This is a genomic window from Liquorilactobacillus cacaonum DSM 21116, from assembly GCF_001436735.1.
Lineage (GTDB): Bacteria > Bacillota > Bacilli > Lactobacillales > Lactobacillaceae > Liquorilactobacillus > Liquorilactobacillus cacaonum.
Genome location: NZ_AYZE01000014.1, coordinates 390,260 through 403,798, shown reverse-complemented (window position 1 = coordinate 403,798; position 13,539 = coordinate 390,260). Strand labels below are relative to the sequence as shown.

The following is a 13,539-nucleotide window of genomic DNA, read 5'->3' as shown; positions in this document are numbered from 1 at the left end:
AACATTTATGGCTATTCTTGAAGCTCCGTATCTACAACTTATTACTGATATTTTGGAGAAGGGACAACAAAAAGGAGATCGCACGGGAACAGGAACTAAAAGTTTATTTGGATATCAAATGCGTTTTGATTTAAGTCAAGGATTTCCTCTTTTGACAACTAAAAAGGTTGCATTTGGATTAGTAAAAAGTGAGCTTCTTTGGTTTTTACGTGGTGACACTAATATCCGATTCTTATTACAACACAAAAATCACATTTGGGATGAGTGGGCTTTTAAAAAATGGGTTTCAAGTAATGAATATACTGGTCCTGACATGACAGATTTCGGAAGAAAATCACTTATTGATACAGCTTTTGCAGATGAATATAACAAGCAAAAAAAAATATTTTGTGAGCGAATCTTGACTGATGATGATTTCTGTGAGAAGTACGGTGATTTAGGAGATGTTTATGGAGCACAGTGGCGTCATTGGAAAACCCGAGATGGACAAGTAATTGATCAAATTCAAAATGTGATAGATGGTATTAAAAATACACCAGATTCAAGAAGGTTAATCGTCTCAGCTTGGAATCCAGAAGATGTACCAAATAGTGCACTTCCCCCATGCCATACGCTATTTCAATTTTATGTAGTTGACGGAAAGTTGAGCTGCCAACTCTACCAACGTAGTGCTGATGTTTTTTTAGGTGTACCTTTTAATATTGCTAGTTATGCTTTATTGACACATTTAATAGCACATGAAACTGGTCTTCAGGTGGGGGAATTTGTTCATACTTTAGGAGATGCACATATTTATAATAACCATTTTGAACAGGTTAAAAAACAATTAACGCGAACTCCCAAAAATTCACCAAAACTATGGTTGAATCCTGAAAAAAAGAGTATTTTTGATTTTGAAATGTCTGATATCAAGGTAGAAAATTATGATCCAGCTCCTGCAATTAAGGCACCTGTTGCCGTTTAAGGGAGTCTGAAGGAGGGAAAACAAAATGTTAGCATATATTTGGGCTGAAGATAAAGAACATCACATAGGTTTAAATGGACACTTGCCATGGCACCTACCTGCTGATTTAGCATATTTTAAAAAAATAACTAAGAACCATCCAATTGTGATGGGACGCAAAACATTTGATAGCTTTCCAGGACTTTTACCACAAAGACATCATTTTGTTCTAACAAATTCAATAGATCTAAAAACAAAGTTTAAAGATGATGATCGCATCACAGTGATGAATAATATTGATGATTTGTCTTCAGTGATTGAACAAAAAGATTTGATTTTTATTATAGGTGGAGCTTCTTTGTTTGCTGAATTTGCGGACAAAGTAGATTTTTTGTACGTTACGCGCATCAATTCTATTTTTCCAGGAGATACAAAGATGCCAATTATTGATGAAAAATTATTTGAATTGATTACGAAGAAAAACGGTACAGTTGATGAAAAAAATAAATATCCGCATGTTTTTGAAGTGTACCAAAGAAAAGGAATAAGTCAGTAAGGTCAAAAATAATGCATTTGAATTATCGAATGTATGACAAGAACATATCTAGACTTGGGTCAAGGGCATATTTTGACCTAGGCCTAGATTTTTTTACTATAATTTCTTAAATGTTAAAAGTTAAAAGACAATAAAAAGTTAAATAACATTATGAAATAGAGCAAAACTTTGCTATAATAATAGCGTTTATACTTCTTTGGGTACTAGAAAGGATTTTTTATTGAATAAAATTATTAAAAACTTTATTACCGTTATAATTTGTGCACTGCTTTCTTTTGTAGTTTATTTTGCTCTTTTATCAATCTTTGGTTCAAAGACACCAATAAAAAATACTCAGCAGCAGACTAACAATTCTGAAGTAAAAAAACAAATTAAGAAAAAAAAGAAAGTTAATCTTTTTGCATTAGGAGACTCTCTAACACAAGGGGTCGGTGATTCTACCAATAATGGCGGCTATGTCTATCTTATTCAGCAGAAATTACAAAAAGAATATACACATTTAAAAGTGTTAACAAATAATTTTGGTAAATCAGGTGACAGAAGTGATCAGATACTGGCACGACTTCAAGAAAGTAAGGAAATGCAAAAGGAATTAAAGAGTGCGGATATAATTGTACTAACAGTTGGTGGTAATGATTTAATGCAAACTTTACAAAAAAATTTTAATTCTTTATCTTCTGATGAATTAGCTAAAGTTATGCCAAGTGCAAAAAAAACTTATGCTTATAAATTAAACAATTTATTGCAATCTATTAGGATATACAATGCAAATGCTCCAGTTTTTATTTTTGAGATATACAATCCGTTCTTTGTATATTTTCCTAGGTTGACACAGTTACAAAAGTATACTAATGAGTGGAATAATACAACCAGACAAGTGATTATCAAAAAAAAGGGGATGCATTTGGTACAAATAAATAAGCAATTATCTGAAGGCCAATACATTGGAAAAACCGCGCAGCTAAAAACAACTACTGTGACTGATTTGAATAGTCTAGATGGCAATAAACTTGCAGCAATTGTTTCTAACAAAAAAGAAAAGAATGATTACTTATCTGCTTATGACCATTTCCATCCAAATTTAAAAGGGTATAATTATATGACAGAACAGTTATACAAAAAAATGATAAACTATAAAAATTCTTGGTTAAATAAGGTGAATAAATGATGAGTGGATTAAAAAGGCCAAAAAAGGAAAAAAATTTAATTAATTACTGGAAGTGGGCTTTTATTGTTCTTTTAGCAATAATTCTGGGATCTACTCTATTTATTTATAAGCAGATAACTACACAGTCAGAACAACAAAAAGAAGTCATTGAGAAAACTTCAAAATTAAGTTCCTATACAACAATTGATGTCCAAATGAATAGAAAGCAACTAAACGGGACAATTAATTATTACTTAAAAAAGCAACAAAAAAATAAGAATATTAAATACCGCTTTTTTGTAGGAAGCTCCGAAGCTATAATGGTAGGAACCACTCAAATCTTGGGTCAAAATGTATCTTTTTCACTTTATACAGTTCCTAAAGTTACAACAGATGGTAATATTGTATTACTTGCAAAAGGGGTAAGCATTGGATCTTTGAGTGCACCTTCATCATTTATTTTAAATTATGTAAAAAATAATTATAAATTAAACAATGGGATAACGATTGATGCTAAGCATGATAAGATCAAGTTGAATCTTAATCACTTTGCAACAGCCAAAGGAATTAGTATTAAAGCCAAAACAATTGACTTACAGAATAATAAATTTCATTTCACTCTTGCAATACCCTTAAAATAAAGGAGGAATTCTATGCACCATCTAAGCTTTTATCAATTTTTGATGACTGAAAGAAACCCCAATAGTCATCATGAAATAGCTGAATTTGCAAATAATGCTTTTTTAGATCAATCTTTTCCAAAACAATCTCAAGAGTATGATGAATTGTCTCGATATTTGGAATTTAATGCTAGCTACCTACCGACAATGACAATTTTTGATGAAGCTTGGGAAATGTATCTGGATAAAACGAATTAAATATAATTATAAATAGAGGTAATTAAAGTGGAGAAGAAAGACAAGACGAACAAAATAAAAAAGAATAAACGCAAGTATAATTTGCTAACATTAGTATTAATAAGTATCGTAACTTTTGTAATCGGTGGTGTTGGAACTTTTTATTACATGAACCAAAAGCTAGAGGCAGCTACTGAAACAAACCAAGCCATGAATAAAATTGAAACTGTTTATTCAGCTCTTTATAATGGCTACTATAAAACCGTTAGCAAACAAAAATTAGTAAACGGTGCGTTAACTGGGATGGTTAATTCCTTAGGAGATCCTTTTACGGATTACATGTCGAAAAGTGAGACAGAATCCCTAAATAATACGATTTCAAGTAGCTTTACAGGAATTGGTGCTGAAGTTCAAAAAAAGGGCAACTATATTCAAATTATTGCACCAATTCAAGGAACGCCAGCTAAAAAAGCTGGGTTACAAGCTGATGATCTTATTTTAAAAATAGATGGAAAGTCAATTAAAGGATATTCGCTCAGCAAAGCAATTTCTTTAATTCGCGGAAAAAAAGGAACAAGTGTTACCGTAACGATTAAGCGTGGGGATTCAACCTTTACAAAGAAAATAATAAGGGCAACAATTCCTGTTAAAACCGTTACAGGTCATTTACTTCCAAAAAATAAAACGATTGGCTATATTCAAGTATCAACATTTTCTGAGAATACATCATCAGAATTTAAAGCAGAGATTAAGGCTTTACGAAAAAAAGGTGCAAAATCGTTTGTAATTGATATGCGCGATAATCCAGGTGGACTAATGGACCAGGCACTTAAAATGTCATCAATGTTTGTGCAAAATGGAAAAACGATTTTACAAGTGCAACAACGTGGACAAAGTGCACAAGTATATAAGGCAGGCAAAAAATACGATGGTGGTTTTAAAGTTCATGAAAAAACAGTTGTCTTGATTAATAGCGGAAGTGCAAGTGCTGCTGAAATTTTCTCTGCAGCTTTAAATCAATCTGCTAATATTAAGCTAATTGGTACTAAATCCTATGGAAAAGGAACAGCACAAACAACATTACCATTTACTGATAAAACTGAATTGAAAATGACTATTGCTAAATGGTTAACTCCGAATGGTTCATGGATTAATCATAAGGGTCTGACACCTACTATTAAGGCAGATTATCCAAGCTATGCTTACCAAACAGCAATTGATACGAAAAAGACATACAGTAAAGATGAAGTTTCTAAGCAAGTTAAAAAAGCACAGGTACTTTTAAATGCACTTAACTACAGTGTAGGGGATGCTAATGGGTACTTTGGTGATTCAACTGTTTCAGCAGTTAATAAGTTCCAAACGGACAACAAGCTAACAGTCAACGGTACTCTGGACAAGGAGACAATTAATAAACTTGAAGAACTAGCCGCACAAAAAATTTCCGAAAATGATAATGCTTTAAATGTTGCAATTACTCAACTTAACGGTAAATAACCAAAAAATTTAAATTAAAAAAGGAGCAAGGCTAAATTGACTTTTAACCTTGCTCCTTTTTGGTTTTCTTAATTATATCTGTTAGGCCTCTATTTACTCATCTTAGTATAACTAAAATTAAAGAACACTCGCACAAATCTATTTTTTTTGTTACAGTTAAAAGAGAGCTTATAGATACAAGAATTATTCATAAAAGAGGGATATGGATTGATATGGGTAAAATTTTAAGGCGCTTTATCAAAAGATTTCACTGGAGCTATTGGATTTTGCTTACATCAATTGCCGTACTCTTTGCCCTTTTTTTTAGGTCATTTCTTGTCACACCACTTCAAGTTGATGGTAATTCAATGGAACCAACTATCAAATCAAAAGAAGAAACTTTAGTGATGAACTTTGGGAAAATACACCGTTTTGATGTAGTTATTATTAAAATGCCTAGTGGAGAAACATATATCAAAAGAGTTATAGGAATGCCTGGTGATCGTTTAGCATATAAGAATGATATTCTTTATATTAATGGCAAGAAACTAAAAGAAAATTTTTTGAAAAAAATTCTCGACACAAAACATCAGCCGTATACTTCGGACTTTACACTTAAAGAATTGACTGGAAAAGCAAAGGTCCCACAAAATGAATACTTTGTGCTAGGTGATAATAGACGAATTAGTAAAGATTCTCGAACTTTTGGCCCAGTAAGAGATAGCTGGATTAAGGGACGTGCAATTATTGTTTATTGGCCGCTAAATAAAATACGCTGGATTGGACACAATTAATTTAGAAAAAGAAAGGAAAAAAAAATGGCAATTATTCAATGGTTTCCAGGACATATGGCTAAAGCTTTACGCCAAGTAAAAGAAAACATAAAACAAGTCGACATTGTACTTGAGCTTGTCGATGCAAGATTACCAGAATCATCGCGTAACCCCCAACTAGCGCAAATATTGCAGAATAAACCAAGTATTTTAGTTCTCACAAAAAAAGATTTGGCAGATTCCCAAAGTAGTGCAAAGTGGGTTAAATATTATGAAAGTGAACATCAACCGGCAATTGCAGTAAATAGTACTACAGGCAGTTTAAAAATTATTGAGGAGAAAATAAATCAAGTTTTAGCAGACAAGTTGGCTTTACAAGCACAAAAAGGAATATTGCATAAACGTATAAAAGTCATGTGCATCGGCATTCCTAATGTAGGTAAATCAACACTTCTTAATCACTTGGTTAAAAAAAATGTTGCACAAGTTGGTAATCGGCCAGGAGTCACAAAATCACAGCAGTGGCTTAAAGCAGGAAAAGATATGTTGCTATTAGATACGCCAGGAATTTTATGGCCTAAGTTTGAAGATCCAATGATCGGTAAAAAATTAGCATTGACTGGAGCTATTAAAGAAACACTTTTTGCCAAGGATGATGTTGCGTTATATTTATTAGAGCACTTTTGCAAGTTTGCTCCAAACAATCTTAAAGAACGCTATAAACTGACTGAAAATGAGATGTCGCTTTCATCAGTTGATTTACTACTTTTAATTACCAAAAAAATGGGTTTCAAAGATGATTATGATAAAGCTAGTGATAGAATGATTCTCGAATGTAGAAAAGGTAAACTTGGAAGATATACACTTGATATCGTTCCTGAAAGTGTTCAAAAGTATAATGGATAAGAAAACATCAATTATAGAAATTAAAAAACTATTAACAACAAAGCAATCAAAAATTAAACTAGAAGAATTGTCACTAGATTCAAGAATAGGTGTCCAAAAACTACTACATCAATACTATAAAAAAGAGAACAAAAGAAATAATGAATTAAAAGCGTTCAGAAAAAGATTCGAATATGAGCAACAGTTTTGGCAAGAAAATAAAAAACTTGTTTGCGGAATTGATGAAGTTGGACGTGGCCCATTAGCTGGTCCTGTTGTCGCGGCTGCCGTTATATTACCTCATGATTTTTCACTTATAGCCGTTAATGATTCGAAAAAATTATCAAAAACTACTAGGGAAAGTTTATATAGTCAAATTATTAATTGCTCAATTAGTGTTTCAATTGGTGTTTGTAGTAATCAAGAAATTGATAATTTAAATATCTACCAAGCTGCTAGACTTGCAATGTTAAGAGCAGTTAACGGTCTTTCCGTTGTTCCACAACAATTAATCATTGATGCAATGGAAATTGAATCATCAATCCCCCAATTAAAACTAATAAAAGCTGATGCCAAAAGTATTAGTGTTGCTGCAGCGAGCATTGTTGCAAAAGTTTGGCGTGATCATTTTATGAACTTTTATGATTCTCTCTATCCGCAATACGATTTTAAATCTAACGACGGTTATGGCACCAAGAATCATCTGGAAGCAATCGATTTATATGGAATAACGCCACTACATCGAAGAAGTTTTGAACCAATTAAATCTAAATTTTAATTTTTTGCGTATATTGATAGAAAACACTATGAAAGGTGTGTTTCTATGGAAGTCAAAAAATTTATAATAAAACTTCATTTGAGTGGGATGATTAAAACATCTAAGGTAAGAAAAATATGTGAATGGATTCAAAGCAAACAAACAATTCCGGATTTTAACGAATGGTTTGTTTTAGCAGAGATTGCTAACGAAAAACGGGGTTTACTTTTAGAAAAATTTAATTCAATTGAATTAGAACTTGCAGTTGATCGTAATTTGTATCATAGTAAAGCTATTACAATAATTGATTCTGAATATCCACAATGCCTTCGAGAAAGTTATAATCCACCTAATGTTCTTTTTTATCGCGGTGATATTTCTCTTATTTCTGAGGATAAAAAACTATTAGGAATTGTTGGCGCTCGCAAAAACAGTCAATATGCAACACTTGCTTTGGATAAATTATTACCAACTGTTTTGGCTGCTAATATTGTTACGGTAAGTGGATTGGCCCAAGGTGTTGATAGTTTAGTTCATATCCAGACGGCTGCTAACAAAGGTAAAACTGTTGCAGTTATCGGTACCGGATTAGATGTTTTTTATCCTAGTCAAAATCGCGCACTACAGCAAAAGATTGCCCATGAAGGTTTAGTTATTAGTGAATACCCACTTGGAAGTATGCCTAGAAGATATCATTTCCCAGCTAGGAATCGAATAATTGCTGGCTTAGTTCAAACGCTTTTGGTTGTTGAAGCTAAACATCAGAGTGGGAGTTTGATAACTGCAAACCTTGCTTTACAAGAAAATCGCAATGTTCTTGCTGTCCCAGGACCAATTACTTCATTACTATCTGATGGAACTAACGAATTAATTAAGGCTGGAGCAAAACCTATTATTAATGCACAAGACATTATTGAAGAATTTCGAAATACTTGACAAAGGGCAGTACTTTGTCCTAAGATAATTAGCGATTTTTATACATTAAAAAAGATATTAAAAAGGAGTCTGGTCGATGCCTAAGACCCAGAAAAAAACAGTAGCAACAAAAAGAAAAATTAAGAAAAATCTTGTAATAGTTGAGTCACCTTCAAAAGCTAAAACAATTGAAAAATATTTAGGCTCTCGCTATAAAGTTATGGCTAGTCTAGGCCATATTAGAGATTTACCAAGAAGCAAGATGGGCGTAGACATTGAAAATAACTACGAGCCTCATTATATTTCAATTCGGGGTAAAGGTGACGTTATTAAAGAACTACGCAAAGAAGCAAAAAAGGCAGATCACGTCTATCTAGCCGCCGATCCAGATCGCGAAGGAGAAGCAATTGCTTGGCATTTATCATACCTTTTAGGTTTGAATCCAGAAGACAAAAATCGTGTGGTATTTAATGAGATAACAAAAGATGCAGTCAAAAACTCTTTTAAGAATCCTCGAGCAATTGATATGAATTTAGTAGATGCACAACAAGCAAGGCGTGTTCTTGATCGACTTGTAGGCTATTCGATTAGTCCGATATTGTGGGCAAAGATTAAAAAAGGGTTGAGTGCTGGACGAGTTCAATCAATTGCACTGAACCTTATAATTAAACGAGAACAGGAAATACGTGAGTTTGTTCCAGAAGAATATTGGACAATTGATGCTCAATTTCAATCTGATAAAACAAATTTTGAAGCTAATTACTATGGTGTAGATGGTAAAAAAAAGGAATTGCATAATAATACTGATGTTCAAGAAATTATGCAAAAAATTGATAGCAATAAGCCTTTTAATGTGACACGCGTTGAACCTAAAGAACGTAAACGCTTCCCAGCATTGCCATTTACGACAAGTACAATGCAACAGACTGCAAATAATTCACTTAATTTTAGAACCCAAAAAACGATGATGATTGCGCAGCAACTTTATGAGGGTATCAATCTAGGTAGAGGTGGAGCTGTTGGACTAATTACGTATATGCGTACTGATTCAACAAGAATTTCTGATATCGCTAAGCATGAGGCATCCAGTTTTATCCATGAAACTTATGGAGAAGAATATGCTGCAATAAAACCTCGCAAAGGGAAATTAGCTGAAGGTGCCCAAGATGCACATGAAGCGATTCGACCGTCCTCTGTCTTAAGAACACCCGAATCACTAGCTTCCTATCTGAATAAGAATCAAATGAAGTTATATTCTCTTATATGGTCACGCTTTGTGGCTAGTCAGATGACTCCTGCAATTGTCGATACGATGAGTGTTGATATCGAACAAAATTCAGTGTTATATCGTGCAAAAGGTTCAAAGATGAAATTTCCAGGATTTACTAAGGTTTATGCCGAAAGTAAACGTAAAGATAATATTTTACCCGACTTGACTGTTGGCCAAGATGTTATGTTGATAAGTAACCAACCAAATCAACATTTTACATTACCACCAGCAAGATATACTGAAGCAACATTAATTAAAACACTTGAAGAAAATGGTGTTGGAAGGCCATCAACATATGCACCAACATTAAATACAATCCAAAAACGATATTATGTTAAGTTAGTCACACGTAAATTTGAACCAACAGATTTAGGTGAGATTGTTAATAATATGATTGTTAAATGTTTCCCTGACATCTTGAATGTTGATTTTACTGCTCAACTTGAAGATCAGTTAGATGAGATTGAGGAAGGTCAACTTGAATGGATTAAAGTTATTGATAGTTTCTATCAACCATTTTCCAAAGAAGTTGCTGCAGCTGAAGAAAAGATGGCCAAAGTTAAAATTAAAGATGAGCCAGCAGGGATTAACTGTGATATTTGTGGTGCACCCCTCGTGATAAAACTTGGTCGATACGGAAAATTTTATGCCTGTAGCCGTTTCCCTGATTGCCGCAATACTAAGCCAATTACTAAAGAAATTGGTGTAATTTGTCCAGAGTGCCATAAGGGGCAAATTATTGAACGTAAGTCTAAAAAGAATCGTATTTTTTACGGGTGTGACCGCTATCCTGATTGTGAGTTTGTATCTTGGGATAAACCAATTGGTCGAAATTGTCCTAAGTGCCAACACTATCTTGTTGAGAAGAAAACTAAAAAGGGAATGCAAGTCAAATGTAGTCATTGCGATTATGAAGAAGAGATTCAAAAATAAGAAAATTATTAATTTCTAAATTTTGAAGATCTCACTTAGCACACCTCCATTTTTTATGCTAAGGTTATAGCATAAGGTTGGGGGTTTTTATAATGGAGCAAGATTTTATAAAAGAATTTAAACAGTACTTGGCTATTGAAAGACGCTACTCTAGCGATACAGTCAAGGCTTACACTGAGGACTTGGGACTTTTTAATACTTTTTTACAAGAAAACGGTGGTTCCTCATCATTTCTGCTAGTAAATCGATTTGATGTCCATGTGTTTATGAGTTATCTGTACGATAAAAATTATCAGACCTCATCCATTTCCAGAATTATTTCAAGTTTGCGATCCTTTTATCGCTTTTTGGAGAAAAATGGATATATTGAAAAGAATCCTTTTGCTTACGTTCAATTGAAGCGTCATCCACGAGCTTTACCCCGCTTTTTTTATGAAAAAGAGATGAATGCTTTGTTTGCAGCTACTGAGGGTGAAGAACCGATTTTGATACGCGATAAAGCACTACTAGAAACCCTTTATGGAACAGGGATGCGAGTTAGTGAATGTACTGGCCTAACAGTTCAGGCAATTGACATGGGAATGCGTGCAATGTTACTTCATGGTAAAGGAAATAAAGACCGTTATGTGCCTTTTGGTGCTTATTGTCAAAAGTCACTAGAAATTTATTTTGAAAAAGTTCGTACTCCACTAATGGCAAAATATCAAAAGGAACATAATTTTGTTTTTGTTAACCATCATGGCGACCCTCTAACTGCCGCTGGTGTAACTTATATTTTAAAAAAAATTGTTGAGCGTAGTAGTTTGACTACACAAATTCATCCCCATGAATTGCGCCACACATTTGCAACTCATTTGATGAATAATGGCGCTGACTTAAGAGCTGTACAGGAATTGCTAGGACACAGTAGTCTCTCGACTACACAAATTTATACACATGTAACTAAAGAACATTTGCAACGTGATTATCGTAAGTTTTTTCCAAGAGCTTAGTAAAATACTTAGTAATAAAGTATAGGAGGAATTTATAATGGCAGGAGTATCATTTCATGCAACTACAATTTGTGCAATCCGACATAATGGACACACGGCAATGGCTGGTGACGGTCAAGTTACAATGGGTGAAAAAGTAATTATGAAAGGAACCGCTCGAAAGGTTCGGAGAATTTATAATAATGAAGTCGTTGTCGGCTTTGCTGGAAGTGTAGCTGATGCTTTCAATTTGGAAGAGCGTTTCGAAAAAAAATTAAATGAATATAGCGGTAATCTTCAGCGTGCTGCAGTTGAATTAGCACAGGAATGGCGAAGTGACCAAGCTCTGCAAAAGCTAGAAGCATTATTAATCGTGATGAATAAAGATGAACTGTTGATGGTATCTGGTAGTGGTGAAGTCATCGCACCAGACGATGATATTTTAGCAATTGGTTCTGGTGGTAACTTTGCACTGGCTGCCGCAAAAGCAATGAAGAAGCATGCTTCTCAGCTGTCAGCCGGCGAAATTGCTAAAGCAGCAATCAACATTGCAGGTGATATTGATATCTTTACAAATCACAATGTCATTGCGGAAGAACTTTAAAAAAAGAAAGGACCCTCTAGATGAACCCTATTGATAAAACTCCAAAACAAATTGTAAAAGAACTTGATCAATATGTAATTGGTCAGGATAAAGCAAAAAAAGCGATAGCAATTGCTTTACGAAATCGTTATCGTAGAATGCAACTTTCTAGTGAAATGCAAGAAGAAATCACGCCCAAAAATGTTTTGATGATTGGTCCTACTGGTGTCGGCAAAACTGAGATTGCACGTAGATTAGCAAAAATTGTACAAGCACCGTTTATGAAAGTTGAAGCAACTAAGTTTACTGAGGTTGGCTATGTTGGTAGAGACGTTGAATCAATGGTACGTGACCTAGTTGAGGTTGCTTATAAAATGGAAGAAGAAGCTCAGTTTTCTGAAGTTCGCTCTCAAGCACGTGGGAATGCTAACAAACGTCTAATCAAGTTACTTGTACCTGCTATTAAAAAAAGCAAAAAAACAAACAATAATGAGCTTAACTTTGCTCAAATGTTTCGTGACATTCAAAAAGGAAACATTCCAAATATGCCTAATACTCAGCAAGAAGAGGAAGTTACTGACGAAATTAGAGATCAACGGCTTTCAGTCAGCGAGCAATTGAATAAAGGAATGCTTGAAAATCAAGAAATTACTATAGAAATTGACGATCCCTCAAAGAAAATGCAAGGGCAATCCGGAATGCTTGGGCAAATGGGAATTGATCTAAGTGATACTTTAAGTGCCTTAGCGCCAACCAAAAAAATTGAGCGAACCATGACAGTTTCAAAAGCACGCGAATTCCTTACTCGTGAAGAAGCCCAAAAGCTTGTCAATAGTGGTGATATTGCTGATTTAGCAATTAGAAGAGCTGAAAATACAGGCATCATTTTTATTGATGAAATCGATAAAATAACTTCAAAATCGCAAAAAAATAGTGGTGAGGTTTCACGAGAGGGTGTACAAAGAGATATTTTGCCAATCGTTGAAGGATCACAAATTCAAACAAAATACGGATTGATTAATACTGATCACATTCTGTTTATTGCCTCTGGTGCCTTTCACGAGAGTAAACCTAGCGATTTGATTGCTGAATTACAAGGAAGGTTCCCAATTAGGGTCGAACTTGACGAATTGAAAGCAGAAGATTTTGTTAAAATTTTGACCGAACCAAATAATGCTTTAGTTAAACAATACATTGCTCTTATAGGAACTGATAATATAAAAGTTACCTTCACTATCGAGGCTATCCAAAAACTGTCTGAAATTGCGTATCAAGTAAATCATGAAAATGAGAATATTGGCGCAAGACGTTTGCATACAATTCTTGAAAAATTATTAGAGGACTTGTTATATGAGGGACCAGATATGCAAATGGGTGATATTACAATTACGGAAGCATATGTCCAAAATAAAATTGGCGATATCGCTAAAGATAAAGATTTGAGTCAATATATCTTATAAAAAACCATGAGGT

At 33.9% G+C, this 13,539-nt stretch carries 14 protein-coding genes; all 14 read left to right on the top strand.

All coding sequences use genetic code 11. From position 1 onward, the window contains the following. Positions 1–7 precede the first annotated feature (7 nt). Complete coding sequence (locus FC80_RS05865; RefSeq protein ID WP_057829197.1) at positions 8–964, top strand: thymidylate synthase; 957 nt, start codon at positions 8–10, stop codon at positions 962–964. Positions 965–989: 25 nt separating this feature from the next. After that, positions 990–1,499 carry a dihydrofolate reductase gene (locus FC80_RS05860; RefSeq protein WP_057829196.1) on the top strand — a complete coding sequence of 170 codons (510 nt, stop codon included), beginning with the start codon at positions 990–992 and terminating at the stop codon, positions 1,497–1,499. 220 nt (positions 1,500–1,719) lie between these two features. Beyond that, a complete protein-coding gene (locus FC80_RS05855; RefSeq protein ID WP_057829195.1) occupies positions 1,720–2,667 on the top strand; it encodes an SGNH/GDSL hydrolase family protein in 948 nt (315 codons plus the stop codon). Further along, positions 2,667–3,287, top strand: coding sequence for a YpmS family protein (locus FC80_RS05850; protein WP_057829194.1), 621 nt, complete (start codon positions 2,667–2,669; stop codon positions 3,285–3,287). The genes FC80_RS05855 and FC80_RS05850 overlap by 1 nt, the downstream gene beginning before the upstream one ends. A gap of 12 nt (positions 3,288–3,299) precedes the next feature. Then, a complete protein-coding gene (locus tag FC80_RS05845) occupies positions 3,300–3,524 on the top strand; it encodes a YozE family protein (protein ID WP_057829193.1) in 225 nt (74 codons plus the stop codon). Between the two features lie 27 nt (positions 3,525–3,551). Next, a complete protein-coding gene (locus FC80_RS05840) occupies positions 3,552–5,000 on the top strand; it encodes a S41 family peptidase (protein ID WP_057829192.1) in 1,449 nt (482 codons plus the stop codon). Positions 5,001–5,266: 266 nt separating this feature from the next. Beyond that, positions 5,267–5,773 carry a signal peptidase I gene (gene lepB, locus FC80_RS05835; protein WP_235807239.1) on the top strand — a complete coding sequence of 169 codons (507 nt, stop codon included), beginning with the start codon at positions 5,267–5,269 and terminating at the stop codon, positions 5,771–5,773. Between the two features lie 24 nt (positions 5,774–5,797). Then, positions 5,798–6,658 (top strand): ribosome biogenesis GTPase YlqF, encoded by an 861-nt coding sequence (ylqF, locus tag FC80_RS05830; RefSeq protein ID WP_057829190.1) that lies wholly within the window; start codon positions 5,798–5,800, stop codon positions 6,656–6,658. After that, a complete protein-coding gene (locus tag FC80_RS05825) occupies positions 6,651–7,415 on the top strand; it encodes a ribonuclease HII (RefSeq protein WP_057829189.1) in 765 nt (254 codons plus the stop codon). The genes ylqF and FC80_RS05825 overlap by 8 nt, the downstream gene beginning before the upstream one ends. 45 nt (positions 7,416–7,460) lie before the next feature. Further along, positions 7,461–8,330: a DNA-processing protein DprA gene (gene dprA / locus FC80_RS05820; RefSeq protein WP_057829188.1), complete on the top strand. Its 870-nt coding sequence runs from the start codon at positions 7,461–7,463 to the stop codon at positions 8,328–8,330. Between the two features lie 76 nt (positions 8,331–8,406). Then, positions 8,407–10,512: a type I DNA topoisomerase gene (gene topA, locus FC80_RS05815; protein ID WP_057829187.1), complete on the top strand. Its 2,106-nt coding sequence runs from the start codon at positions 8,407–8,409 to the stop codon at positions 10,510–10,512. Positions 10,513–10,604: 92 nt separating this feature from the next. Next, on the top strand, positions 10,605–11,504 hold the full coding sequence (xerC, locus tag FC80_RS05810; protein ID WP_057829186.1) for a tyrosine recombinase XerC: 900 nt from the start codon (positions 10,605–10,607) through the stop codon (positions 11,502–11,504). A gap of 37 nt (positions 11,505–11,541) precedes the next feature. Beyond that, the gene (gene hslV / locus FC80_RS05805) at positions 11,542–12,087 is read left to right on the top strand and encodes an ATP-dependent protease subunit HslV (RefSeq protein ID WP_057829185.1); all 546 of its coding nucleotides are present in this window, start codon (positions 11,542–11,544) and stop codon (positions 12,085–12,087) included. A gap of 20 nt (positions 12,088–12,107) precedes the next feature. Beyond that, positions 12,108–13,526 (top strand): ATP-dependent protease ATPase subunit HslU, encoded by a 1,419-nt coding sequence (hslU, locus tag FC80_RS05800; RefSeq protein WP_057829184.1) that lies wholly within the window; start codon positions 12,108–12,110, stop codon positions 13,524–13,526. Positions 13,527–13,539 lie beyond the last annotated feature (13 nt).